Genomic DNA, 25,209 nt, shown 5'->3' with positions numbered 1-25,209 from the left:
CCTACATTTGGACATTCACTAAATTCTGTTTAATAGCATAAAGAACGGCCTGAGAGCGATTTGGTTGTCCAGTTTTTCTTAAAATACTGCTTACGTGAGTTTTCACCGTTGCTTTTGATATAAAGAGCTTCTCAGCAATTTCCTGATTACTCAAATTATCTACAATATTATTGAAGATTTCTTTCTCACGTTGGGTTAAATTTAATTCATTTTTTTCTTCCTGTTTCTCATGATTTTTTCTAGCATTTACTTTTGGCTGGAAACATGATATTCCCATCAATACCATTTGAATTGTAGTTAATATTTGCTCTGGAGGCGTATCTTTCATGATATAGCCATCAACTTCAGCATCTAATGCATTATAAATGTCTTCACTATCATCATATGCTGTTAACACCATTACCTTAACATTAGGGTTATTTTCTTTCATAATGGGGCAGTTTGTAATTATTGAATTTCCGGGCATTTTTAAATCTGACAAGACTAAATCAGGATTTAGTTCTAGTGTCATCGAAAGAAGTTCATCACCATTACTCGCTTCGGCTATGATGTTATAATCACCATGACTTTCTATTATTAGCTTTAAGCCATCCCGAACGATTTGGTGATCGTCAGCTATAATTAAATTATACAAATGCTTGTATCCTCCCTCTTGGTATTATTGCTACAATTTCCGTCCCTTGTCCTTTTTGTGAGCGAATAAATAAGTTGCCTCCTACACTTTCAACTCGTTCGTATAAGCCAATCATTCCAAAGCTCTCTTTAGTTGACGTGCTGACAATCTTTTGATCCATTCCTTTACCATTATCTTTGACTTTAATTGTCCACTGCACCATTGTCACTTCGAGATTCACATCTATATGAGAAGGAGTTGCATGTTTCAAACTATTGTTAACCGCTTCTTCAATTACCCTATAAATAACCTCTTCTATATTTACAATCTCTTCTACAACGTGTCCTCTACAATGAAAGTCAACGTTAATTCCTGTCGTTTTTTTAACCCTATTCAACATTTGCTCAATAGCACCAATTATATTCTCAGATTGATGCTCATCCCTTAAATAGGAAATATAATCTCGAACTTCAAGGTGACACTGTTTCACTTGTTGTTCCATTTTATCTATCATTATCTTCAAATGATCATCATCACTCTTATTAACCTTATTCTTCACTTGAAAAAGCTGTGCCGATAAAAAAAATAATTGTTGAGCAAGTCCATCATGCATGTCTTGAGCCATTTTTTTTCGAACATTTTCTTTCATAGAATTTTCTACTTCTTGTTGAAGCTTAATATGTTTGCACTGATTCAATATACTAGCTGAGATGATATGTAAATAAATAGGACGTATTCCCTTTATGAGTCCTTTATCTTTAAGTGATATTAAAACCGCACCTGTATTTCTCTTTTCGTTTTTAGAAATAATAGGAAAAAAGAAAAAGTTTTGAGTATTCCCTAAATAGTCTTGTAAATTTACGAGTGACTTTTTTTTATACTCATCATATTTTTGATCAATTAACAATCTTTTATAATAACTTACACTCCAATCTTCACTCGATTGATTGTTAAACCAACAGACATACACTGGGCTTTGATTAAAGAGCTGCTTTATTAATCTTTCTGCTTTAAACGACAACTCATTTATCGACGTTAAATTACCAATCGTTCGAATGAATATACCAACACTACCCCACCGCTTATATGATTTCTTAACTTCTCGTACGATCCAGATAGCTAATAGATAAACTACATAAACAGATATAGCTTTCAAAAAAAAATGGTGTTGATGTTGAAAACTACCAGAAATATAAAACAACCATAGCCACATAACAGCACTTGTTATTGTAAACAGAGTGGTGAATTGAACGATGGATTTCCCCTTAAAAAAGCTACTTACCCATAACACTGAAAGAAACGAGTAGAGAATAAATGGGTTATCTGGTTCACCTAAATAAAATATTATTCCTATACTCACAGTCAAATCTACTATAGAAAGTAAAAACCAATGTTGTTGCTTTATCTTTATAGGAAAAAGAGAAAGTAACGCCCATAGTAGGTTAATAGATACAAATATGAGTAGGCTTAAAGTAAAACTTGTGCTTCCATATAGTATAAATAAGGTAAATAGTACTATCCACCGGAAAGCTAGTAATATTTTTTGTAAGTCCTTAGGAGTAGAAATCATGATTTTTACCTCGCATAGCCCTAAATATGTAGTAGAAACTATTAATAATTATATCCTAATTACCATATACTAACCATGACAAACACTGTCGAATATCGTAGTTTAGTATTAATTTTACGTTATCAGTTTACATATATGTTACTTTTTTACTATATAAATGTAACCATTAAGTAGTGTTGAACAATTTTAGATGAATTCCCCTCCCCCACTAAACAGAGGAATTCTAAATTGTATATAGAATGGAGTGATGCCTAATTGACATTCCGAAATTGTATATATCATCAATTTATCCTCCTAAGTATTAAACACTTTTCGCTTGAAAATCTAGGGATATCTCGGTAGAAATGTTTCCTAATTCTCCCATAATTATTAAATAATAGAACGAATTTCATAATTTGAACCCTTAGTCTCGCAAGGTTTTCAAGACACAAAAAAAGGAGTACCTCCCCAAAAGTCGAATTAGTTAAGTGACCAAACCAAACTAAAGACTGGAGGAAGACTCCCTTATGACTATTATACGACAAGGAAGCCTATTTGACCTGCAAGATTTATATGATTTAGAACCTACCCACCGATTTGAAGCCGTCTTTTCAACGATTGATATCTATCCTGTACTAGCTGTTGTTTCCAAAAAAGCCTTATACGGCTCGCCTGTTCAACTTAATTATGCAGCGATGTTCTAATCTCTTATCGCTAGAATTCTTGAGCGAATTCCAACGATAAAGGATTTGATTAAACGTCTCAAACATGATTATATGTTCCGTTTAGATTGTGGTTTTCTTCTGTCTGATGCGATTCCATCCGAAGCTTCGTATTCAAGAATGCTTTCTAAATTAGCAGAATCACCTGTTCTTGAACGTGTTCAAGACGCGCTCATCCTTCAGGCCATTCAAGAAGGGTTTATTACCGATGACACGATCGCCATCGATGCGACTCATATTGAAGCACGTGATCAAGCACCAGTGAAAAAAGATAAGCCCAAAACTGCACCAAAAAAACGTGGGCGAAAAACCAAAGAGGAGCAGGAAAAATGGCTTCAAGAACAGACTGAGCGAGAAGCTGCGCTTCCGATTTTTGAGAAAAAAATAGAAGATCAGCTTGACGTGTCATTAGCTGAACTACGATCTTCTGTTCCTCTCGATCCTAAATGGGGCATCAAGAAAAACAGTGAAGGCAAGAACGTCTTTTGGTTTGGTTACAAAGGACACTTTGCGGTTGGAACCAAAAGTCAATACATCCTTCAATCGCTCTTTTCTTCTGGAAACTTAAATGATGGAAAAGCCGCAATCCCTTTATTAAAGGGAGTTCAAGAGCGTTTATCGAAACTCCCAATTGGCTTTGGCACACTCGATGCGGGGTATGACTACCCAGCGATTTATGAACAAATCTACCGAATGGGTGCTCAATCAGTCATTGCCTACAACAAGAGAAATGAACCTGAGATGGAAGGATTTGATCCGTACTTTGCCCCTACTTGTGTTCGAGAACATCCCTATCGTTATGATAGTTATGACTCTAAGTACGAGACGCTCAAATACACACGTCCGAAAGAGTGCAGCGGCTGCCCTCTAGCCGAAGATACGTTGTGTCAAAAGGTGTTATAAAGTAAAGATTACCACTGATTTGCGTCGTTACACAGCTCCAGCCAGAGGTTCAAAAGCATGGAAAACCATCTACAAGAAACGAAGTTCCGTCGAGCGAGTCATCACTTATCTCAAAGGATTCTTCCAGTTAAACAACGTTCGTTACTGCACAGGAAAGCGAGCAAAGGTACAGTTTGATTTGACACAATTGGTTAATAACGGAGCGAAGCTCGCGTGTGATCGTATAGCTAAATCTCCTTCTGAAGATAAGGGCAACCTAGCTGCTTAATCACTTGTTTTAAAAAGTGTCAGAAGAAAATTCGGCTTTTATCGGCACTTTGATTTGGGCTTTATGAAATTGATTCAATTAAGTCATTCAGAAAACTAATCACAAAATGACTATTTAAATGAAAAAGAAGCTTCCCAAAGGTTTATCCACCTTTGAGAAGCTCTAAAAATAAGCACTATACTTTTAACAATGTTAGCATTTTGTTAGCAAATTACTACAACACCCAGTCATATCAAGGGTTTAAGGGGCAGATTACATCATGCCGCCCATTCCACCCATACCGCCCATGCCGCCCATATCAGGCATGCCGCCGCCTTCGTTTTCCTCAGGCTTCTCAGCGATTACAGCTTCTGTTGTTAAGAACATAGCAGATACACTTGCCGCATGTTGAAGAGCTGAACGTGTAACTTTAGTTGGGTCAACGATTCCTGCTTCAACCATGTTTACCCACTCGCCAGTTGATGCGTTGAAACCAATGCCTACTTCTTGAGACTTAAGACGTTCAACAATTACAGAACCCTCAAGACCAGCATTATGTGCAATTTGACGAACCGGCTCTTCAAGTGCACGAAGAACGATGTTCACACCTGTTGCTTCGTCGCCTTCAGCAGATACCGCTTGAACTGCTCGGATGACGTTAACAAGCGCTGTACCACCACCAGCTACAATTCCTTCTTCAACTGCTGCACGAGTTGAGTTAAGAGCATCTTCAATACGAAGCTTGCGCTCTTTCATTTCAGTCTCTGTTGCAGCACCAACTTTAAGAACCGCTACACCGCCAGCAAGCTTAGCTAGGCGCTCTTGTAGTTTTTCTTTATCGAAGTCAGAAGTTGTTTCTTCTAATTGACCTTTAATTTGGTTTACACGTGCAGCGATTTGATCTGACTCGCCTGCACCTTCGACGATTGTTGTGTTTTCTTTTGTTACAACAACTTTAGCAGCACGACCAAGTTGAGTGATGTTTGCAGATTTAAGGTCTAAACCTAGATCTTCTGTAATCACTTCACCACCAGTTAGCGTCGCGATATCTTCAAGCATAGACTTACGACGGTCACCAAATCCAGGAGCTTTTACTGCTACTGCATTGAATGTACCACGTAATTTATTTACAACAAGTGTTGCAAGAGCTTCACCTTCAACATCTTCAGCGATGATTAAGATCGGCTTACCTTGTTGAACAACTTGCTCTAATACAGGAAGGACTTCTTGAATGTTAGCAATCTTCTTATCTGTAATAAGAATGTAAGGATTATCAAGAACAGCTTCCATCTTATCAGAGTCTGTCACCATATAAGGAGATGCATATCCACGATCGAATTGCATACCTTCTACAACTTCTAGCTCTGTTGAGAAACCTTTAGACTCTTCAATTGTGATGACACCATCGTTACCAACACGCTCCATCGCCTCTGCAATGATTTGACCAACTTCTTCATCAGCTGAAGAGATCGCAGCAACTTGTGCAATCGATTCTTTACCTTCGATTGGTTTAGAAATTGACTTAAGTTCAGCTACTGCAGCAGCTGTTGCTTTTTCGATTCCTTTACGAATCACCATTGGGTTCGCACCAGATGTTACGTTCTTAAGACCTTCGCGGATCATTGCTTGAGCAAGAACCGTTGCCGTCGTTGTACCGTCACCAGCGATGTCGTTCGTCTTACTTGCTACCTCAGCAACAAGCTTCGCGCCCATGTTTTCAAATGCATCTTCAAGCTCAATTTCCTTTGCAATCGTTACACCATCATTTGTAATTAACGGTGAACCAAACTTCTTCTCAAGAACGACATTACGCCCTTTTGGTCCAAGTGTTACTTTTACCGCGTTTGCTAGTGCATCTACACCACGTAGCATTGATCGACGTGCGTCTTCGCTAAATTTAATATCCTTAGCCATCATTTCGACCTCCTAGAAAATATGTGTATATAAACGAATGTTATTAACGATTAACCAATAATCGCGAGAATGTCGCTTTCACGAAGAATTAAGTATTCAGATCCACCGTACTTCACTTCTGTACCAGCATACTTAGAGAAAATGATTGAATCGCCTTCTTTTACTTCTAACGCAATACGCTCACCATTGTCTGTCACACGACCAGTTCCAACAGCTACAATCTTACCTTCTTGCGGCTTTTCTTTAGCAGAGTCAGGAAGTACAATCCCACTCGCTGTTTTTTCCTCAGATTCAATTTGCTCAATGATAATACGATCACCTAATGGCTTTAACAAGGAAAACACCCTCCTTCAAGACCTATGTAATATACTTTATTAGCACTCGGTCACATTGAGTGCTAACACAATTATTATAATAATCATTACACTCTCTTTTTGCAAGTAATTTGCATTATTTTTTTAATTTATTTTCATATGAATAGAGAAAAACAAGTTCATCACTACTATTCGCTTTCAAACGAGGCATTCCTTCTGCTTTTCTAAATAGGCTATGTTAAAATATATGAATTGAATCGAATGTATTGAAGAAACTAAAAAAAGGAGTTAGCACATTGAATAAACGTTATTGGTGGATTCTTATTACGTACGCAATAATGCAAGTATCAGCTTTGCCAATTATGATTTTATTAAGAGAATTGGAAGTTTCACCTGAGATCATTCCAGGAATTTCTCTTATCGCGAGCTTTACATTAGGTCTAATAATTATCTTGCTCTTACTCCGACCAGATATGCGTAACCGGCATGAAATACGTGGCCGTTCGAGTCGAGGAGAAGCGGTCCGTTGGTCAATTATCGGTGTATTTATGGTTTTTGCTGCCCAATATGTAGCCGCGTTAATTGAAATGCTGGTACTCGGCATTGAACCTGGATCTGAAAATACGGAACAAATTGTTGAAATGGCTCAAGCCTTTCCGTGGTTAATTATTGTTGTGGCTGTAATTGGACCAATATTAGAGGAAATTGTGTTTCGTTTAGTCATTTTTGGTGCACTCTATAAACGTTTCAACTTTTGGATTGCCGGGTTTATTAGTTCCTTAATTTTCGCCGCGATTCATCTCGACTTTACTCACTTATTGATCTATACAGCAATGGGCTTTGTCTTTGCTTATCTTTATGTGAAAACAGGTCGAATTCTCGTTCCGATCATTGCGCATATTGCGTTAAACTTATTCGTCTCTATCGTCAATGTTCTCCTTGCTGATCAATTAGAGGATTGGTTAGAACGACTAGAAGATATGCAGCAAACATCCTTAATTATTGGAGGATTATTATGAAGGTATCTCCAATAGCAATGGCCATGATGTATTTCTTTCTTGGGGTAATCATTGTCATTATCGCCATTCAAAAAGTGAATCAAACAGGGTGGGATTTCTTCGCCTACCTAATCATTGCCTTTGCTGCATTTGATTTTCTGATTAGCTATCGCTTTTGGCGAATTAATCGAGTCATCAAACAAATAAAGAAAAAACAAAACAAAGAAGATTAACCAATTCCATCGTGTACAATCACGATGGTTTTTTTATTCGAAAAACTGTGCAAACCTTCATAAAAAGAAAACAAAAAAACCCTTGCATGTCACAAGGATTTTAAAATTTTATAAATCAATCGCACGGCCTCCGCTGTTATTAGACAGGTTCTCTGGTTGGATATATCGCTTAAAGTAATCCGTTTGACTCCGAAGAGAATGAACTGCTAACGTACGCTTAAAAAGACCGTCATCAAGTTTAAAGATCGGAGAATCATCAAATGATCTCTCCCCCATTACAATCAGTTCTACTTCTTGCAAATCTTGATGATTGACTTCAAACTCTTCGTATAAATGAGTTTGGTCATCATCTTGAATGAGTAGATGCAATAATTCCTTATGAGCCTTTGTTAGCTCAGGTGTTTCATCATGCGAGATTAAGGGCATCAAATCATTCTCATCTTCCCACAGATACACCGTCATTTTTTCCGCCATCTGTATCGATGCCACCGCTTCAATTGGGAATGAATTCATCTGATTCGTAGAACTCTTTGTCGGTTGACTACAAGCAACCAAACTAATTATAAACAGCCCTACTAGCAAGCTTATATACCACTTCATCCTTCAACCCTCCAAATTAAACTTTGTATTTCTTTGTAAAACTAACTGATATTCTATTCCCTTTCAACTAAAAACTAAACTTTTATTAAAAAAATAAGTAGCATCACCTAGATTAACACTACTAGTTTCCCCCTATTTTAGTACTTTCAACCCACTAGACATCTGGACACTTTGAGTACTACCCTCTTAGATACAGAAAGACCACCAGCTACCTAGCTGGTGGTGCAAGTTTATTGATATGGCTCTTTAGATTTAGCTCCCCAAAGGAACAAACCAAGCACACATAATACAACAAGAAGAATCGGTGCAATCATAATTAAGAAAAAGTCCATATGTCTCCTCCTTATTTTTTGCCTTGAACATACTGGTTATCAAACAAGAATAAACGCATTAGTAAATACAAGGATGGAATCAACAAGAACAATCCGGCAATAAACACAATAATTAAAGTGATGGCCATTGTCTCATTTGTAAATCCATCATAAATCGTTAAGTGTGGATAGAGCAAGTAAGGTAAGTGTGATGCTCCGTACCCATAAAATGCTGTCGCGAACTGTAACATCACGAAGATAAATGATAAACCAAATCGCTTCTCTTTCCAGATCAGATAAACGGCTGCTACAAAAAAGATAAAGGATAACGTAAACATCCAAGCAAGATCGAGCATCTTTTCAAAGTGAACAGGGTTATGTTGATTTAGTGCTAGAAAAACTAAAATACTAGCCATTATCGTTGGAACGCTCCAGAACAATGCATAGCCTCGTAAGACCTTATAGGCATCCATATCACGTGCTTTATACGCATAGAACGTGAGGAAACATGCAGAGATATAAAGCACACTGACAATTGCTAAAATGACAACAGTCCATGAATAAAAATTGGTAAATAAGGCACCATAATCAAGATACAGATGATCTCCAGTTACAACAAGAAACCCTCCTTCTGAAATGGTAAGTACTACAGACAACGACGCTGGAATTAACAGCCCTGTTGCTCCATATAAAAACTGATAAAAGCCGCTCCCTTTTTCTCCATAGTGGTGAAACGCATAATAAGAACCACGTAGAGCAAGCAAAACGATCGCAATACTACCTGGAATCAATAAGGCTGTTCCATAATAGTAAGCTGTTGAAGGAAAGAATCCGACAATACCAATAAAGAAAAAGACTAAGAATACGTTTGTCACTTCCCAAACTGGCGACAAGTACCGGTTAATTACTTTATTTACAAGGTGTTCACGCCCTGTGACACTAGAAAAGTAGCTAAAAAACCCTGCGCCGAAATCGATCGACGCTACAATCAAATAGCCATAGAGAAATGTCCACAGAACCGTAATACCTATTAATTCATAATCCATGGTATCTCCTCCTTCTACTCAATCCCTCGGGTTTTAAGTTCGTGTTCTACTGGATTAGATTTAAACATTCTTCTCAATACGGTAATACAAGACACCGTTAAAATAATATAGAGCAAAATAAACAAGTACAGCATCAAATCAACATGTGGAGAAGTGGTCGCCCCTTCAGCTGTCGTCATATATCCATTCAGAATCCATGGCTGTCTTCCCAACTCTGCAAAGAACCAACCCATTTGAATAGCTAAAATAGAAAGCGGCCCTCCAAGGAGAATTCCCCATAACAACAAGCGGTTATGTTCATTCCTCTTACGGAAACGCTGTAATACCACATAGGCTATCGATACAAAAGCTAAGAACATCCCAATACCAACCATCGCATCAAAGAAATAATGGACAATCAATGGGGGGAGTTCATCTTGATTGAATTCCTCTAAACCGATGACCTCAGCATTAGGGTCACCATGCGCTAAAATACTAAGTGCATAAGGGATTTCTAATGCATATCTAACATTTCCCTCATCATCCAGAATTCCACCTAATACTAGAGGTGCCTGTGCTGATGTTTCAAAGTGCCACTCAGCTGCTGCTAGCTTTTCTGGTTGATATTCAGCTAAATACTTCCCTGAAAAGTCTCCAATAATTGCTGTAGCTACAGCAAAAACTGCCGCAACCGTCATCGTTAAATGAAGAGCTTTCTTGTGGTAGACATGATCTTTTCCTTTTAACAACGAATAAGCTGCAATCGCCGCTAAAACAAATGCTGATGTCAAATAAGCCGATGAAAGAACATGAGCTACTTTTGTAGGTGTCGCTGGATTAAACATCGCAGCGAGTGGGTTTATATTTGTAATCACACCGTTTTCCATTTCAAACCCAGCAGGTGCATTCATAAATGCGTTTACGGTCGTGATAAAGAAGCCCGATAGAGAGGCACCTATAACGACGGGAATCAACAATAAAAAGTGACTCATCTTATTTTTAAATCGATCCCATGTATAAAGATATATACCAAGAAAAATGGCTTCAAAGAAAAACGCAAAAGTTTCCATAAACATCGGTAAACTAATCACATGACCTGCTACTTGCATGAAGTTTGGCCAGAGTAGACTTAGCTGTAAACCGATTGCCGTTCCGGTTACGACACCGATAGCAACGGTAATGACAAACCCTCGCGCCCAACGTCTAGCAAGTAAGCGATAATGCTCGTCATCACGCTTAATTCCTATCCATTCTGCTAGAGCGATCATTAACGGAATTCCTACCCCAATCGTGGCAAAAATAACGTGATAAGCAAGAGTCAACCCGGTTAAAAGCCGACTATATAAGACGGGATCGTACTCAATCATCTTGTTCCCTCCTAAAAAATCAGTAAAAGTAATGTCTATTTATGCTCAATCATTCACAAGCTTTAGCAACATTTTTTGATGAAAAGTTGTATAACTAACTTACCACAGAAAATAAATTGAAAACGTTTTTGATTTTGACATCTATGTGAATTAAATCACATAGATGTCAAAACCAAAAAGAAGGAGGCTAAAACTCTTAGCCTCTCCTTCTTAATTTGATGAGAACTTTGAGTGTTTCTCTAATAAAAAGGCTGCAGGAATCGTGATCGCTGTAAGCAGTCCGATCACAATAAAACCTTCATTTATTGCTTTTAGACTTGCCTCTTCCGTCGACATCACTCCTGCTAATTGTCCCCTTCTTACTTCAAAATAGATGGAGATAAAAACAATGCCTAAAGCGGAACTCATTTGACGAAGAACGTTATTTAAAGCCGACCCACGAGAAATTAATGGATCTGGAATAGCGTTCATCCCTGTCGTTGTTGCTGGCATCGTACTAAGCCCAGCACCGATCCCACGGATAGCCATCATTACAAAAATAAAGATAAGCGACGTCTCTAGTGTGAGGAATCCGAGTGCGACTGTACTTACAGATAAGATGATTAATCCACTCGTGACAACCCCACCTGCACCTTTCCGATCCAAAATCCTGCCACCAACCGTCATAAACAGTCCTGTAAGTAACGCAGATGGCAAAAAAATCAACCCAGTCATAATCGCACTTAGTCCGTACACTTGCTGAATAAGCAGTGGAATTAAGAAAATCCCTGCAAATAAACTAATCGATGTAATACTTGCAATGACGACACTATAACTATAGGCCGGTATTCTAAAGAGAGATAAATCAAGCAAAGGTTGTGACACTCGCTTTTCAATTTGAACAAATACAATTAAAAGAGATAGTCCTAATAAAATCAGCAATATATTGATAGGCATAAGTAGATGAGCAAGCTCTGACATTCTTCCGAGTGCAAGCAAGATCATACCAACGCCAGCTGTTACTGTAACAAATCCGTAACGATCAAATGTAACCGATCGATTCGGCGAAGTATCAGGTAAATAACGAACAGCAAACCATAGGCCAAGTAAACCAATTGGAACATTGCACCAAAATAAATAATGCCAACTAGTCGTCTCTAGCAATATACCACCCACTGTTGGTCCGATCGTGGGTGCCATCATCGCGGCAATACCCCAAACCCCTGTAGCCATACCACGTTCATTCCTAGGAAATGCCTCGAAGATGAGCGCCATAGAAAGGGGCATCATAATTCCGCCACCCATTCCTTGGAGTCCTCGGAAGAAGATCAGAGAAGATAGATTCCACGAAAAGGAACCGAGTACAGATCCAATAACAAAAATCGTTAATCCAATAATATATAATTTCTTTTTACCGAAACGATCGCCTAGGTACCCTGTTATCGGTACCGTCATTCCCATCGTAACCATAAAAATCGTAATCACCCAACCAGTACTCACAGCATCTGACTGAAAGACCTCCATTAACTTTGGCACAGCAGGATTCAACATACTATTATTTAAAATCATTGTAAAGGTACCAAGTAATACGGCAACAACAACCATCCATTTACCTGTTAGTTTTCCCATTGATCACACACCATTTCGCTCTTCGAAGGATTTAGTTTTATCATAGCATGATTCAACTTTTATTTTATAAAATAAGCTCATAAAGACCTCCTTGCTTTGTTCAAATGAACCGATTAATTAAACGTTTATTTAATACTTAAAGCTCGTATTATGACCATTGCGTAGTTAATCAAACGTTTGTTTAACTACGCTCCAAATAAAAAAACTGCTAGGACAATGCTTACATGTCCTAGCAGTTCTCATTTATTTTTTGTCCTGCTTTTTTTGTTCTTCTTGTTCTTCTTGCTCTTCCATTAACCTTTGTGCCTTCAATACCTTACGATACGTTAACCTTGATACCCAAATACTAAATTCATATAAAAGCAGCATCGGTAACGTCACCATCAAATGACTGATTAGCTCAGGTGGCGTAATGAACCCTGCAATAACGAGTAAAACAAAATACGCTAGTTTTCTTACGCTAGATAAGAATGCTGGTGTAATCAACCCTAATCGTGTTAAAAACATCACAACGACTGGCAATTGAAACAATAGACCAAAAGGTAATGTAATTTGAAACAGGAAAGAAAAGTATTCATTTACCCCGTATTGCTCCGTAATATCTAATCTCTCTGCGAGGTTACTCATAAATTGAATGATATAGGGGAACAAAATGAAGTATGAGAATGAAAGCCCCATCAAAAATAAGATAAAAGCAATCGGTATATAGGCGAGTGTTGCTTTTTGTTCATTCTCATGTAAGCCCGGACGAATAAACGACCATAGCTGATATAAGATGATCGGAAAAATCATAATCAGCGCACTTGCAAAAGCAAAGGTCATAAAGATCCTGATCGAATCAGTCATCTTAAACGCGTTCATAGGTAAGTCCTGCGCTGTTGGAGCATTTTGTAAATAGGTTATTAACGGCGTAGCTAAAAAGAAACCGGCAATGAGCGCAATGAGAAAGAATATAACGATGATCATAATTCTCCGTCGTAATTCCCCCACATGGTCCATCACCGACATATCACGTGATTCCATTTATAAACCCTTCCTGCTTAAGCTTGATCTTTGCTGCTTTTCTTTTTGTCTTCATCTTCATCAGCCAAGCCTTTAGTAGCGTTTTTAAATTCACGCAAAGTATTTCCTGCTGCTTTTCCTAACTCAGGCAGCTTCTTTGGTCCGAAAATCAACAATGCGACAAGTCCAATAATTAGAATACTTCCTCCACCTAAACCCATAGGTAGCACCTCCTTGTCCAATCTACTTCTATTATAACGGATAATGCTTCAAAAAATAAACCAGCGCTTGTAATTCAACCGACAAATCAATGTGATGCACTCGAACAGAATCAGGTACAGATAACCTGGCTGGTGTAAAGTTCAAAATACCTTTAATACCAGCATCGACGAGTCTGTCGGCATTTTTCTGAGCGACTTGTGACGGAACAGTAAGGATCGCCACTGTCACCTCAGGATCTAAAATGTTCTCTAAATCGTCAAAGTTATATATCTTCACTCCGCCGACTTCTGTACCAATTTTCGCCTGATCAACATCAAAGGCCATTTCGATCTGTGTATTGTTATTCTTTGAGAAATTGTAGTGCAAAAATGCGGTTCCTAAATTCCCGACACCTACGAGAATGACTTTTGTTAATTCATTCTGGTCTAACGTCTCTCTAAAAAATGATAGCAAATAGTTTACGTTATAACCGTATCCCTTTTTTCCTAGTGCGCCAAAATATGAAAAGTCACGACGAATCGTTGCAGAATCAACTTTGACTGCTTCACTTAATTCAGTTGATGACACGCGCTGTTTTCCTGATGCGTGTAAGTTCTCTAAAAAGCGATAATATAACGGCAATCGTTTGGCTGTTGCTTGAGGAATCTTCGCTTGTTGTAGCTTCACTGCAATCTCCTCCTCTCCTAGCTAGTCTTCATCTATCCATCTATACCTATTCTTTTATTTACTTCTATTTTAGCTCAACCCTTTACAGTGACTAGTTTTATTGTACACCATTTACACATGAATGTAATCGTTTTAGCTACTTGTCAATAAGTTGTTGATTAGATTCATTTACGTTACACTGAATGTACTAAAACTATTGTCAGGTAAGGATTGATGGATATCCATGATTTTATTACAATGTGTCAATCTCTCAAAATCATTTGGTGCTGAAGAGATTCTATCAAGTATTAAACTAGAAGTACAAACTGGCGACCGCTTAGCTCTTGTTGGTCGCAATGGTGCTGGAAAATCAACTCTTTTAAAAATTATTGCTGGTCAAATTTCTTATGATAGTGGCGAGATTATACGACCAAAAGATGTTAAGATGGGCTACCTTGCTCAAGATACTGGGCTGGTATCTACCTTATCGATTTGGGACGAGATGCTGACTGTCTTTGCCCCGCTAATCAAAATGGAGAAAAGACTCCGTGAAATGGAGCAACAGATGTCTGATCCTTCCCTACTATCGAATCAGACAAGCTATGAAAAACTGTTAAAAGAATATGATCAGATGCAACTTGATTTCAAAGATAAAGGTGGCTATCAATACGAGGCAGATATTCGCAGTGTCTTAGCTGGCCTACATTTTGGATCGTTTGATTACTCAACGAAAATATCAACTTTAAGTGGTGGTCAAAAAACGCGCTTAGCACTTGGTAAGCTCCTTTTAACCAAACCAGATTTACTCATTCTTGATGAGCCGACAAACCATCTTGATATCGAAACATTAACATGGCTTGAGCAGTATCTCCAAGGTTACCCTGGGGCGATCCTTATCGTTTCTCATGACCGCTATTTTTTAGATAAGATTGTAACACAAGTAGTCGAGATCTCTCGCACGCACTCGAGAAAATACGTCGGCAACTATAGCCGTTATTTAGAGGAAAAAGCTAAACGCTACGAATTAGAAAAGAAGCAATTTGAAAAACAACAGGAAGAAGTCTCGAAGCTAGAGGATTTCATCCAGAAAAACATCGCTCGCGCTTCCACAACAAAACGTGCACAAAGTAGACGCAAACAACTTGAGCGTATGGATCGTCTTGACGCGCCAGATGGCAATGAAAAATCAGCCTCATTCGCCTTTGGGATTGATAAACAGAGCGGAAATGAAGTGCTTAGGATTAACGAGTTAGAAGTGTCTTATGGGAAAGATACGATCTTCTCTAATGTCAGATTAGATTTAAATAGAGCGGAAAGTGTCGCGTTAATTGGACCCAACGGTGCTGGGAAATCAACAATCCTAAAGGCAGTCACAAAACAAGTCGATGTTCAAAATGGAACCATTCGCTTTGGTAGTAACGTGAAGGTCGGTTATTACGACCAAGAACAAGCAAAACTATCTTCCAACAAACTTGTTTTACATGAACTTTGGGATGATCATTCCTTGTTACCTGAAAAAGAAATTCGCACGGTGTTAGGAAACTTTCTTTTCTCAGGTGACGATGTTTTAAAGCCTGTATCTACGTTAAGCGGCGGAGAAAAAGCTCGGTTAGCTCTAGCTAAACTGATGATGAAAAAAGCAAACTTACTCATTATGGATGAACCAACAAACCATTTAGACCTCGATGCAAAAGAGGTTTTGGAAACTGCCTTGATCCATTATCCTGGCACACTTCTCTTTGTCTCCCATGATCGTTATTTCTTGAATCGGATTGCAACAAGAGTGTGTGAATTAGACGGTGGTCAAGTAACGAACTATTTAGGTGATTATGATTACTATATAGAGAAAAAAGAAGAAAATCGCCAACGCCAGTTATTAAAGGAGCAAGAAGACAACACCGTATCTAACGGGGGTTCTGCTAACAAAGAAACAAAGTCAGATAAACTTTCTTTCGAGCAAGAAAAAGAAACAAAGCGCCTAGAACGACAGCGCCTGCGCCGTATCGAAGAAATCGAAGCGACTATTGAAGAATTAGAAGAAATGCTCGCTGTTCACGAAGAAGCGTTATGCGATCCCGATGTTTACGCAGACCATGAGCGTGCTCACGAGACACAACAAAAGATCGATCAAACAAAATCTTCTATTGAGCAATTAATGGAAGAATGGGAAACCCTTCAATCTTAATGGCAGCCACCCTTCAAACAAAAAGTCTCAAATCTACTTCTTACAGTAGCTTTGAGACTTTTTTCATTCATTCTTTCTCCTCATCTTCATCATGTCGTTTACGATCAAGATTCCACTTGATAAATGCATAAACGACAAACACCCAAAGGATTGGATGCGTGATGTGTAAGCCCACTTGCGACTCGCCACCTGCAAAGGTCAATAAGGCAATCAAACCAATCACATAGAAAATGAAAAAAAGATCATGCTCCCATAATGGAATGCTTTCTCTTTTTCTTTTTTCACGCGGGATCATAAATTCAGCTGCTACGGCAAAAACAAAAGCAACCAATATTAAAATGAATGTTCCTCGCGCTCCGAGTCCCCCATTGACCAAGTGCGGAAAGTAGTCTAAGAATAGTCCAATCGCTAAAACAATGAGAACCCCAATCCGCAAAAGGCGTGCTCGCTTAATTTTCTTCTCCAATTTCATGCTCCCCTTTTTGCTTGTGCTCCATCAACCAATAGTAATAAACCGAAACAATACAGAACATTGACGTTGCTGCAGCGACCACACCTGAATCATTCAAGAGAAGCAGTGCCACAGAAGCCACAACCCCCGTCTGCAACAACCACGTTTCCTTACCATCACCTTTTAGGAATGTTCGTCTAAAAAGCATAACGGCCCCAACTATATAACTTGTCACAAAGAGTTGGGTCCAGTTTGAGTGACGGAAGATCTTCCAATTCATCGCAAGCTTTCTTTCCACTGTGTTCTGAATGTAGGTATGATCTCCTTGCAACAATCGATGAAACGCAGCACCAATATGTGTTTGATCTCCTGTTAATTGTAGCACATAAAGTAAACAGAACAGGGTGAAGATTGATCCTACTCCTAGTACAAAGAATCGTGTCATTGACCACTTAACAGATAAGAGGCGATACATTAAGAAAAAGTAAGCGAGCCCTGCTGATACTGTTGCCCCAGCGTTTGTACCAAGCTGACTATGACCAAGCATAATCAGCTGTATGATCCCCACAATCGCGACAATCAGCAAAATGTGCTTTTTTTTAGCAAATGAAAAGCCACTTAAAAGCGCAAAAGCTGAAACAATATAAATACCGGCATACTCATTTCCAATCCCGTAATAGCGCGCCCCAATAATCGGATCATAGCCAAGGTAAGAACGTTGCATAAGTGGGGTCCCTAAAAGCAAGTCAATTGAGATCAAGAAAAAAGTCACCGCTCCTAGTGTTGCTATTGCTTGCGAACGATTGCAATGAAATAGATATCCACATAAAAGAGAGAACCCAATAACAAAACTAACAAAACCAAAGACGCCAATATGTATAAGTAGCTTGGTTCCAACTAGAAAAGCAAGCGGAGAACTTAACGCAGACAATACAATGATTTTTAAAAACGTGTGAGCTAGGCTTTTTGGCTTCTTAAACCACATCAATCCTCCTGCTACGAGTAATAAGAGCACCAACGAAGTTATATAGGCGGAAAGAACATTTGCTCTCGTTCGGTAAATTATCGTCAATTCATCAACGTGGTCAAAAATGAGACTCTTATCCACAACCCCTCTGTGAGTGATGTTTACAACATGACCCAAAAGAGGATTATCAGGTTCTTCCACTGAAAACATCGAAAGGATAGTAGGTATAACATCGAGGTTGCTCATAATAAAAGGTTGATTCGTCGTTTTGGATGTCAGTGCCCCAGCCATCCCCTCGTCCCATATATAAAAAGGAGCTAACTGTTGTTTAGCATCATATGCTTCTTTATTCATCATCGGAGAGAATAGCCACACTTGACCGTCTGTTTCTAGAACCAACCTATCAACAAAGTCCTCTAGTCGAAGCAGTTGTTTTAAACGTTCCTCTTTAAAGTGTATCGGGTCCATCCACATACGTTGTTGATACAATCGATACAAATCTCCCCACTCAATGACGGTCAAGCCACGATGATCTATAGATTGCTTAAGAAGATACTCTCCATTCATCTCTAGTCCAAAGGCAGCCGAACTCTCCTCTTGCACTGTATCATCAAGATAGCCTTCTACATATCCACCGGAATTTATTGCAAGTAAAGAACCATATCGAACCTTCTCACTTGTATCACTATGTCCAAGCACCATTCGATTAATATTCGCTTTTTCTAACGCATCACCGAGAATACCTATAGTCGCTTGATATGATGATTGCTGATTCTTTTCGACCAACCGATGAAGGAGGGGATGTATAAGGCCTGATTGGGTTTGTCTCCCACTGAAACGTTGCAATAGCTCATTTGCTGTTGCAGCCTGATCAACGACTTCTTCTTGTTCATAGCTATTCCAGTCTTTCACCCCACTCGCTCGCGCTCCACTGCTAATACTGACCATATTATTTAAATACGAATACGGTCCATCGGGCTTTATATTCATCGCTCCCATAGCCGCTCGCTCCCATAGTGCGTGTATTTCTCCCTCTTCCCATAGTAACTTCGCCTCATTAAACGAAAAATCTGGAACAATAATAATGGTTAATGATTTGTTCTCCCTCGCATCCACAGGATGATGAAACAGCATCACACTCAACATAACTACGTAACAGACTTTCTTCCACATAGTATCAGCCTTTTCGTCTAATTTTCTGACATATCCACACTATCCACAATGTTATGCACAGGACAAACCCCTGTATTATAAGCATTCTTACGATAATTCACATAAATCACATCTTATCCACAACTAAAGTTAACCACAATGTAAACCTTATTAAACCGACTTATTTTAAAGTTATCCACTTTATCCACATTATTGTGGATAAACCTGTGGACAAGACAATACCGTTATCAAATCACTAAAAAAAACCACTTATTGTTAGCATTTGCTCCAATAAGTGGTTTTAAACCTATATTTGTCACTATTGTTGCTCGAGGTCTAACCCTGGATTTCCATTTAAGGCATAGTTCGAGAACGTTTTTTGTTTGTACTTGATACTAGCTGCCGCGCCAATCATTGCTGCATTGTCTGTGCATAAGTTTAAAGGTGGTATAACTAACTCAACATCGGTCTCTTTAAATGCTTGTTCTAGATTTGTTCGCAATCCTTTATTAGCTGCGACACCACCAGCTAGCAAGACTTGTTTCACTCCAAATTGAGCCTGAGCATTTTTCGTCTTCGTTACTAACACATCGACCACACTTGCTTGGAAACTAGCCGCTAACTCACTAGGGTTTACATTTTCTCCACGCTGTTTTGTATTGTGAAGCGTATTAATAACAGCTGATTTTAAACCACTAAAGCTAAAATCGTAGCTATCCGGCTCAAGCCAAGCACGTGGTAAGTCAAATGTCGGTTCCCCGTCTTGTGCTAAGCGATCAATATGAGGACCGCCTGGATAAGGTAGACCTAATGTCCTAGCGACCTTATCATAAGCTTCTCCTACAGCGTCATCACGCGTTTCTCCGATAATTTCAAAGGAACCATCACGCTCCATGTAAACAAGCTCTGTATGGCCACCAGAAACTACTAAAGTAAGTAGCGGAAACTTCAATTGTTTCACAAACTGATTCGCATAAATATGCCCTGCAATATGGTGAACTCCAATTAAAGGTAAGTCATGTGCATAGGCAATTGCTTTTGCTGCACTTACTCCTATTAATAATGCTCCAACTAATCCAGGACCTTCCGTTACAGCAACCGCAGAAAGTTCTTCAAAAGTCACCTTTGCTTCTTTCATCGCTTGTTCTATAATCAATGTGATCTGTTCAACATGATGCCTCGATGCGATCTCTGGAACAACTCCGCCAAATCGCTTATGGCTTTCAATTTGCGAGGAGACGATATTACTCAAAATCTCACGTCCATCTAAAATGACAGCCGCAGATGTCTCATCACAACTTGTTTCAATTGCTAAGATTAATTCATTCTTTTTCATTTAATTTCACCCACATGACCATTGCGTCTTCTTGATTATCTGTATAATAGTTCTTTCGAATACCACCAGGTTTAAAACCGAATTTCTTGTAAAGCTGTTGCGCAACTTGATTTGACACACGCACTTCTAATGACATATTTAGAGCCCCTAGTTTTCTAGCATGATCCATTGCATGGATAAGCAAATGTTCTCCTCGCTTTTGTCCCCTACTAGACGTATGAACAGCGATGTTTGTAATTTGTGCATCTTCTCCGATAACCCATGATCCACAGTAACCAACAACATCTCCATCTACATCGCAAACGCAGTAATGAGCGAATTTATTGACGTGCAACTCATTCATAAATATTGCAGGTTCCCAAGGTGTCGCAAATGAATCTTCTTCTACTTTTACAACCGCTTCAATATCCTCGATTGTCATTGGACGGATGACTGATTTGGCCTGCTCAATCATGACTCTCACTCACTTTTTTTTGTTCATTTTGCCATTTGGCCTCCGCCTCTGCCAACCTTAAATAACGAGGTACAAAATCATGGATCGAGGTTGCCATCTGTCTTTCTTGTCCTAAAGCTGCTAATTCTCCCGCTCGTGGTAAGGTCATCGAGTTCGGTGCGAATAGAGCTTGCTCACCAAGAGCCGCGCAAATTGCATCTCGATGCAATTCGAGATCTTGTCCTATAAATAAAATAGAACCGTCTAACTTTCTTAAACGTTCGAGCCAAACCGTGAGCATTCTAAGAGCATCTTCTTCAACCTCGATCATTTGTTGGTTCTCATTCTTGTACAGCGTTGTAAATACTTGTCCTCTTCTTGCATCGACGATCGGTACTATAAACCCGTCAAAATATCTTCCTGTTTGTACGAGCATTTCTAGACTGGATACCCCTACAAGAGGAATATTTAAAGCCCACGCTAGACTTTTCGCTGTTGTGACAGCAATTCGGACACCCGTATAAGATCCTGGCCCCTCTGCCACGACAATTTTCATTAATTCTTTAGGTGAGACTTCGACATCCTTCATAAGTTGCTCAATCGCCGGCATGAGCCTGAGCGAATGATTCTTCTTAATATTCGTTGTCACTTCCCCTAAAACTTTTGTGCCGTCTGTTATAGCAACACTTAGTACAAAGGATGAACTGTCAACTGCTAGTGTGTAACCCATTTTTCAAGCTCCTTACTTAAAAATTCATATCGCGTTCCGTGAGCCGTAAAGGATAACTCTCTTTCAGTGTCCCCTGTATGCTTAATAACAATATCTAATCGATCAGCAGGGAGTTGATCAGAAATCACACTTGCCCACTCGATCACAGAGACACCATCTCCATAAAAGTACTCTTCCAAACCAAGATCATCCTCGCTGTTATCTAAACGATAGACGTCCATATGATACATCGGAAGTCTTCCTTTGTATTCTTTAATTATTGTAAATGTCGGGCTATTTACTACTCGCTTAATCCCTAATCCTTTAGCTAACCCCTTTGTAAAGCTCGTTTTGCCAGCACCAAGGTCGCCTTCTAACGTAATAACATCGCCTTGCTCACAGATCTGTCCTAGCTTTTCAGCAAGTTGTGCTGTTTCCTCTGGAGCATGTGTCGAGATTGTCCATTTTATCATTATGATCACCTATCTAGAAAAATGATTATATCCTTTTTTCTCTAACTGATAAATCTTGTTCTTAACCTTTAATTGTACCGTCTTAGATTCATCAGTCACTTTTCCTACCGAAGTCAGTCGAATGCCTTGTTCGTTACACCTCTGCTGAAGCATATCAAAATATTCACTCTCGATTGTTCCAATAAGCTGAAAATCTTCTCCACCATACAATGCTGCGTCCATTTGTTGTTTTCTCGTTCTTTCTACCATCGACTTGTGGAGTGGTATTCTCTCTTCATAAAGAACAATACCCACATCACTTGCTTCAGCTAATTCAAATGCTTCACTTGCTACACCATCGCTTACATCATTTAAAGAGATCCGCACCTTCATTGTAGCCATAATCCGACCAGCTTCAACTTGAGGTTGTGGTTCTTGATGAGCTAAGATAAGTCGCTTTTCTTCTATAGTAAATGTAGCATGTCTACTTTGTTCAAGCAAAAGGGCTAAGCCTGTAGCAGACCCTCCCACCTCACCAGTTAAGAAAACGGTATCCCCAGGTAGTGCTGTTGAACGCAACAATCTTCTATTAGCCTCAACTCGTCCAATCACTGTCACCGTTAAGATAAGTGGACCTTTTGTCGAGACGGTGTCCCCACCGATTAAATCCATTTGATAGGGCTCAGCTAGATCCGTCATCCCGTCATAGATCTCTTTTAACTCAGACTCAGTCCAAGAAGTCGGAGTAGCTAACGAAACAAGATAATAATGAGGAATAGCCCCCATCGCCGCTAAATCACTAACATTTACGGCAAGCGCCTTCCTCCCAATTTGAAAGTTAGTCAATGTATCTTTCGTGAAATGAACCCCTTCGACCATTGTATCAACACAAACGACTTCATCATATTGATTCGACCCACTGTATATTGCCGCATCATCGCCAATACCAACTTGTAAGGATTGTTGATGGTGCTTAGCAGGTGTGATGTGCGAGATAAATGAAAACTCATCGTTCAATTCGAGCCCTCCTCAATGCTTTCCTGAAAAAAACCTTAGGAACCATTTCCTAAGGGTGTCTGTATTAGTTTAGCCGATTTGTGATCTAAAGCGCAAGATAACTCATATTAATCATTCAAACTAAAAGAAAAAGCTGGAACATAACTGTTCCAGCTTTTTCTTGGTATTGCGGGAGAAGGATTTGAACCTTCGACCTTCGGGTTATGAGCCCGACGAGCTACCAGACTGCTCCATCCCGCGTCGTTATAAAGTTATTCGGATGATGTTATTTCGGAGGAGTCAACCTCTCCTCTTGTAGCTAGATCATAGATCCAATCATGCGTCATTATATAAGTAGTATAGACAAGAATGTCATATCTTATACAAAATTATTTCGCCTGGCAACGTCCTACTCTCACAGGGGGAAGCCCCCAACTACCATCGGCGCAAAAGAGCTTAACGTCCGTGTTCGGCATGGGAACGGGTGTGACCTCTTTGCTATCGCCACCAGACTTTATTGTCTCTAGGACATATATAAATATAACATAGGCTTTTTTTTAATGCAACTGTTTCAACAAAAAAATCAAATGTTTTTTTGTTTTTCTTTCTAATGTTGAATTTAAAGCTTTTAAGATCATGTCTAAGCTGTCAGTAAGCTGACTAAAAATAGCTGTATAGGGGATTGCACGTTAGGATGATCGCCTCCTTGCTGTCATAACATTCAACTGCCGCAGCACAGGTTTATATGAGAACAAAAACCTTTAAAGGTTTTTGTTCTCCGATTGATCAATAGCTTGTGTAAATGCTGCTACAATATCCAGCTGATCTTCAATGCCTACAGAAATTCGGACTAATTGCTTTCCAATCCCTAATTGTTGACGTAAACGTTCTGGAATGGTTCGGTGTGACGTGCGAATTGGGTAAGATACCGTTGTTTCCACACCAGCCAGTGTAGGAGCGATTTTTATCCAGCTTAGTTGCTGGAAAAAAGACTCGATGTTTATTTTTTCATCTAAATCAATACTCACCATAGCTCCGTTCCCTTTATCTGAGACTCCCTCTGGATAATAAACTTTGCTAACCCCATGATGATCTCGTAATGCTTGAGCAAGTAGCGCAGCATTTTCACATTGCCTTTGCATACGCAATCCTAACGTTTTTAATCCTCGACATCCTAACCACGCTTCAAATGGGGTTAAGTTACACCCAAGTGTCACTACTTTAGATTTAGCTTTTTGAATGAGCTCCTGTTTTCCAACTAAAACCCCCGCATTAACATCACTGTGGCCTCCGATATATTTTGTTGCACTATGAACGATTAAGTCCGCACCATGCTCTGCTGGTTTCAGTAAATACGGAGTAGCAAATGTATTATCGATCATTGAATGCAGCTTATGTTTTTTAGCTAATGAGGTAATCTTTTTAATGTCCTCAACACGTAGCAATGGATTCGTTATCGACTCGGTATACAATAATACTGTCTTATTTGTTATAGCCGATTCAACTGCCTCCATATCTTCAAATGACACGAAGCTTACATCAATCCCCATATTGGGTAACTCTTGTTCAAATAATTGATACGTTCCTCCATATAAATCTTCAGAAGTTACTACATGATCGCCTTCTTTGGCTACAGCTAAAACACCAGCTAAAATCGCCGACATCCCAGATGAAGTCGCCACTCCATCATCAACACCTTCTAAAAGTGCAACACCGATTCCTAAATCATCAGTGTTTGGATTGCTATACCTTGAATAAAGATAATTTTTATCTCCTTCATAGAAACTTTCCATGTCATCTAAATCAGTAAACGTAAAAGCTGAAGTCTGATAAATAGGTTTGGCTTTACTAACATGATAGGCAGACTCTTTTTTTTGAAAATGTACTGTTTGGGTATTAAATTGTTTTTCTCGCATTTTCTCCGCTCCTTAATTTGTCTCTCTAGTCTCTTAATCAATACTTCAAGTTGTTTTTAATGATAAACGCAGAAAAAATTAGAATAATTCGATTTTACAACACATTGTCGAATGACTACAAGTAAAGTAGACGATTTGAGATAACATATTTTACTAAGCAGCTCTGTCATTTTATATAGACAAAAAAAGCATCCCATAAATGGAATGCTTTTTAGGTGCTTGGCAACGTCCTACTCTCACAGGGGGAAGCCCCCAACTACCATCGGCGCAAAAGAGCTTAACGTCCGTGTTCGGCATGGGAACGGGTGTGACCTCTTTGCTATCGCCACCAAACTTATC

General features: G+C 39.1%; 23 protein-coding genes, 1 tRNA gene, 2 rRNA genes and 1 pseudogene. 4 read left to right on the top strand and 23 right to left on the bottom strand.

Going from position 1 to position 25,209, the window contains the following annotated elements; all coding sequences use genetic code 11:
• Position 1: 1 nt before the first annotated feature.
• Both CDZ88_RS00130 and CDZ88_RS00125 read right to left on the bottom strand, forming a co-directional pair.
• Positions 2-634, bottom strand: coding sequence for a response regulator (locus CDZ88_RS00130; protein WP_100371626.1), 633 nt, complete (start codon positions 632-634; stop codon positions 2-4).
• The gene (locus tag CDZ88_RS00125; RefSeq protein WP_100371625.1) at positions 627-2,183 is read right to left on the bottom strand and encodes a sensor histidine kinase; all 1,557 of its coding nucleotides are present in this window, start codon (positions 2,181-2,183) and stop codon (positions 627-629) included. The genes CDZ88_RS00130 and CDZ88_RS00125 overlap by 8 nt, the downstream gene beginning before the upstream one ends.
• 506 nt (positions 2,184-2,689) lie before the next feature.
• Here CDZ88_RS00125 and CDZ88_RS00120 point away from each other — a divergent pair.
• A pseudogene (locus tag CDZ88_RS00120) lies at positions 2,690-4,055 on the top strand (IS1182 family transposase).
• Between the two features lie 252 nt (positions 4,056-4,307).
• Here CDZ88_RS00120 and groL read toward each other — a convergent pair.
• Both groL and groES read right to left on the bottom strand, forming a co-directional pair.
• Positions 4,308-5,948: a chaperonin GroEL gene (gene groL / locus CDZ88_RS00115; RefSeq protein ID WP_100371624.1), complete on the bottom strand. Its 1,641-nt coding sequence runs from the start codon at positions 5,946-5,948 to the stop codon at positions 4,308-4,310.
• 50 nt (positions 5,949-5,998) lie between these two features.
• Positions 5,999-6,283, bottom strand: coding sequence for a co-chaperone GroES (gene groES / locus CDZ88_RS00110; protein ID WP_100371623.1), 285 nt, complete (start codon positions 6,281-6,283; stop codon positions 5,999-6,001).
• Between the two features lie 275 nt (positions 6,284-6,558).
• On the opposite strand from groES, the gene CDZ88_RS00105 reads away from it, so the two are divergent.
• Both CDZ88_RS00105 and CDZ88_RS00100 read left to right on the top strand, forming a co-directional pair.
• Positions 6,559-7,281, top strand: coding sequence for a CPBP family intramembrane glutamic endopeptidase (locus tag CDZ88_RS00105; protein WP_100371622.1), 723 nt, complete (start codon positions 6,559-6,561; stop codon positions 7,279-7,281).
• Positions 7,278-7,493 carry a YdiK family protein gene (locus tag CDZ88_RS00100; RefSeq protein WP_100371621.1) on the top strand — a complete coding sequence of 72 codons (216 nt, stop codon included), beginning with the start codon at positions 7,278-7,280 and terminating at the stop codon, positions 7,491-7,493. Before CDZ88_RS00105 ends, CDZ88_RS00100 begins: the two co-directional genes overlap by 4 nt.
• Positions 7,494-7,601: 108 nt before the next feature.
• On the opposite strand, the gene CDZ88_RS00095 is transcribed toward CDZ88_RS00100, so the two are convergent.
• The 8 genes from CDZ88_RS00095 to CDZ88_RS00065 all read right to left on the bottom strand — a co-directional run bounded on the left by CDZ88_RS00095 (position 7,602) and on the right by CDZ88_RS00065 (position 14,294).
• Positions 7,602-8,093: a hypothetical protein gene (locus CDZ88_RS00095; RefSeq protein ID WP_100371620.1), complete on the bottom strand. Its 492-nt coding sequence runs from the start codon at positions 8,091-8,093 to the stop codon at positions 7,602-7,604.
• Between the two features lie 230 nt (positions 8,094-8,323).
• Complete coding sequence (gene cydS / locus CDZ88_RS17910; RefSeq protein ID WP_442857071.1) at positions 8,324-8,425, bottom strand: cytochrome bd oxidase small subunit CydS family protein; 102 nt, start codon at positions 8,423-8,425, stop codon at positions 8,324-8,326.
• 11 nt (positions 8,426-8,436) lie between these two features.
• Positions 8,437-9,450, bottom strand: a complete 1,014-nt coding sequence (locus CDZ88_RS00090) for a cytochrome d ubiquinol oxidase subunit II (protein ID WP_100371619.1) — start codon at positions 9,448-9,450, stop codon at positions 8,437-8,439.
• A 14-nt stretch (positions 9,451-9,464) separates the two neighbouring features.
• Positions 9,465-10,796 (bottom strand): cytochrome ubiquinol oxidase subunit I, encoded by a 1,332-nt coding sequence (locus CDZ88_RS00085; protein WP_100371618.1) that lies wholly within the window; start codon positions 10,794-10,796, stop codon positions 9,465-9,467.
• Positions 10,797-11,006: 210 nt separating this feature from the next.
• A complete protein-coding gene (locus CDZ88_RS00080; RefSeq protein ID WP_232718508.1) occupies positions 11,007-12,404 on the bottom strand; it encodes an MDR family MFS transporter in 1,398 nt (465 codons plus the stop codon).
• A gap of 243 nt (positions 12,405-12,647) precedes the next feature.
• Positions 12,648-13,427, bottom strand: coding sequence for a twin-arginine translocase subunit TatC (gene tatC, locus CDZ88_RS00075; RefSeq protein ID WP_100371617.1), 780 nt, complete (start codon positions 13,425-13,427; stop codon positions 12,648-12,650).
• 17 nt (positions 13,428-13,444) lie between these two features.
• Complete coding sequence (locus tag CDZ88_RS00070; protein ID WP_100371616.1) at positions 13,445-13,627, bottom strand: twin-arginine translocase TatA/TatE family subunit; 183 nt, start codon at positions 13,625-13,627, stop codon at positions 13,445-13,447.
• A 31-nt stretch (positions 13,628-13,658) separates the two neighbouring features.
• Complete coding sequence (locus CDZ88_RS00065; protein WP_100371615.1) at positions 13,659-14,294, bottom strand: redox-sensing transcriptional repressor Rex; 636 nt, start codon at positions 14,292-14,294, stop codon at positions 13,659-13,661.
• Positions 14,295-14,517: 223 nt separating this feature from the next.
• Between CDZ88_RS00065 and CDZ88_RS00060 the strand changes: the two genes are divergently transcribed.
• Positions 14,518-16,458, top strand: coding sequence for an ABC-F family ATP-binding cassette domain-containing protein (locus CDZ88_RS00060; protein WP_100371614.1), 1,941 nt, complete (start codon positions 14,518-14,520; stop codon positions 16,456-16,458).
• A 67-nt stretch (positions 16,459-16,525) separates the two neighbouring features.
• On the opposite strand, the gene CDZ88_RS00055 is transcribed toward CDZ88_RS00060, so the two are convergent.
• The 11 genes from CDZ88_RS00055 to rrf (CDZ88_RS00005) all read right to left on the bottom strand — a co-directional run bounded on the left by CDZ88_RS00055 (position 16,526) and on the right by rrf (CDZ88_RS00005) (position 25,203).
• Entirely contained in the window at positions 16,526-16,924 is a 399-nt protein-coding gene (locus CDZ88_RS00055) for a hypothetical protein (protein WP_100371613.1), read from the bottom strand.
• The gene (locus CDZ88_RS00050) at positions 16,908-19,049 is read right to left on the bottom strand and encodes a hypothetical protein (RefSeq protein ID WP_100371612.1); all 2,142 of its coding nucleotides are present in this window, start codon (positions 19,047-19,049) and stop codon (positions 16,908-16,910) included. The genes CDZ88_RS00055 and CDZ88_RS00050 overlap by 17 nt, the downstream gene beginning before the upstream one ends.
• Before the next feature lie 298 nt (positions 19,050-19,347).
• A complete protein-coding gene (tsaD, locus tag CDZ88_RS00045) occupies positions 19,348-20,364 on the bottom strand; it encodes a tRNA (adenosine(37)-N6)-threonylcarbamoyltransferase complex transferase subunit TsaD (RefSeq protein WP_100371611.1) in 1,017 nt (338 codons plus the stop codon).
• Positions 20,351-20,818: a ribosomal protein S18-alanine N-acetyltransferase gene (gene rimI / locus CDZ88_RS00040; protein WP_100371610.1), complete on the bottom strand. Its 468-nt coding sequence runs from the start codon at positions 20,816-20,818 to the stop codon at positions 20,351-20,353. The genes tsaD and rimI overlap by 14 nt, the downstream gene beginning before the upstream one ends.
• Entirely contained in the window at positions 20,811-21,527 is a 717-nt protein-coding gene (gene tsaB / locus CDZ88_RS00035; protein ID WP_100371609.1) for a tRNA (adenosine(37)-N6)-threonylcarbamoyltransferase complex dimerization subunit type 1 TsaB, read from the bottom strand. The genes rimI and tsaB overlap by 8 nt, the downstream gene beginning before the upstream one ends.
• Positions 21,512-21,979, bottom strand: a complete 468-nt coding sequence (tsaE, locus tag CDZ88_RS00030) for a tRNA (adenosine(37)-N6)-threonylcarbamoyltransferase complex ATPase subunit type 1 TsaE (RefSeq protein WP_100371608.1) — start codon at positions 21,977-21,979, stop codon at positions 21,512-21,514. The genes tsaB and tsaE overlap by 16 nt, the downstream gene beginning before the upstream one ends.
• A 9-nt stretch (positions 21,980-21,988) precedes the next feature.
• Entirely contained in the window at positions 21,989-22,975 is a 987-nt protein-coding gene (gene thiL / locus CDZ88_RS00025) for a thiamine-phosphate kinase (protein WP_100371607.1), read from the bottom strand.
• Between the two features lie 166 nt (positions 22,976-23,141).
• Positions 23,142-23,215: transfer RNA gene (locus CDZ88_RS00020), tRNA-Met, on the bottom strand.
• A gap of 135 nt (positions 23,216-23,350) precedes the next feature.
• Positions 23,351-23,466: ribosomal RNA gene (gene rrf / locus CDZ88_RS00015) — 5S ribosomal RNA — on the bottom strand.
• 249 nt (positions 23,467-23,715) lie between these two features.
• Positions 23,716-24,870 (bottom strand): trans-sulfuration enzyme family protein, encoded by a 1,155-nt coding sequence (locus CDZ88_RS00010; protein WP_100371606.1) that lies wholly within the window; start codon positions 24,868-24,870, stop codon positions 23,716-23,718.
• A gap of 217 nt (positions 24,871-25,087) precedes the next feature.
• Positions 25,088-25,203 (bottom strand): 5S ribosomal RNA (gene rrf, locus CDZ88_RS00005).
• Positions 25,204-25,209 lie beyond the last annotated feature (6 nt).

Origin of the sequence: Bacillus sp. FJAT-45037 (assembly GCF_002797325.1) — a bacterium.
Lineage (GTDB): Bacteria > Bacillota > Bacilli > Bacillales > Bacillaceae_D > Alkalihalophilus.
Note: the sequence above shows the minus strand (reverse complement) of the source record. Positions and strands in the feature narration are given on the sequence as shown.

Excerpts from the sequence above, each read along its gene's own strand:
- CDZ88_RS00125 (WP_100371625.1), bottom strand. The coding sequence starts at position 2,183 with ATGATTTCTACTCCTAAGGACTTACAAAAAATATTACTAGCTTTCCGG.
- groL (WP_100371624.1), bottom strand. The coding sequence starts at position 5,948 with ATGGCTAAGGATATTAAATTTAGCGAAGACGCACGTCGATCAATGCTA.
- CDZ88_RS00100 (WP_100371621.1), top strand. The coding sequence starts at position 7,278 with ATGAAGGTATCTCCAATAGCAATGGCCATGATGTATTTCTTTCTTGGG.
- CDZ88_RS00095 (WP_100371620.1), bottom strand. The coding sequence starts at position 8,093 with ATGAAGTGGTATATAAGCTTGCTAGTAGGGCTGTTTATAATTAGTTTG.
- cydS (WP_442857071.1), bottom strand. The coding sequence starts at position 8,425 with ATGGACTTTTTCTTAATTATGATTGCACCGATTCTTCTTGTTGTATTA.
- CDZ88_RS00090 (WP_100371619.1), bottom strand. The coding sequence starts at position 9,450 with ATGGATTATGAATTAATAGGTATTACGGTTCTGTGGACATTTCTCTAT.
- CDZ88_RS00085 (WP_100371618.1), bottom strand. The coding sequence starts at position 10,796 with ATGATTGAGTACGATCCCGTCTTATATAGTCGGCTTTTAACCGGGTTG.
- CDZ88_RS00080 (WP_232718508.1), bottom strand. The coding sequence starts at position 12,404 with ATGGGAAAACTAACAGGTAAATGGATGGTTGTTGTTGCCGTATTACTT.
- tatC (WP_100371617.1), bottom strand. The coding sequence starts at position 13,427 with ATGGAATCACGTGATATGTCGGTGATGGACCATGTGGGGGAATTACGA.
- CDZ88_RS00070 (WP_100371616.1), bottom strand. The coding sequence starts at position 13,627 with ATGGGTTTAGGTGGAGGAAGTATTCTAATTATTGGACTTGTCGCATTG.
- CDZ88_RS00060 (WP_100371614.1), top strand. The coding sequence starts at position 14,518 with ATGATTTTATTACAATGTGTCAATCTCTCAAAATCATTTGGTGCTGAA.
- CDZ88_RS00050 (WP_100371612.1), bottom strand. The coding sequence starts at position 19,049 with ATGTGGAAGAAAGTCTGTTACGTAGTTATGTTGAGTGTGATGCTGTTT.
- tsaD (WP_100371611.1), bottom strand. The coding sequence starts at position 20,364 with ATGAAAAAGAATGAATTAATCTTAGCAATTGAAACAAGTTGTGATGAG.
- rimI (WP_100371610.1), bottom strand. The coding sequence starts at position 20,818 with ATGATTGAGCAGGCCAAATCAGTCATCCGTCCAATGACAATCGAGGAT.
- tsaB (WP_100371609.1), bottom strand. The coding sequence starts at position 21,527 with ATGGGTTACACACTAGCAGTTGACAGTTCATCCTTTGTACTAAGTGTT.
- tsaE (WP_100371608.1), bottom strand. The coding sequence starts at position 21,979 with ATGATAAAATGGACAATCTCGACACATGCTCCAGAGGAAACAGCACAA.
- CDZ88_RS00010 (WP_100371606.1), bottom strand. The coding sequence starts at position 24,870 with ATGCGAGAAAAACAATTTAATACCCAAACAGTACATTTTCAAAAAAAA.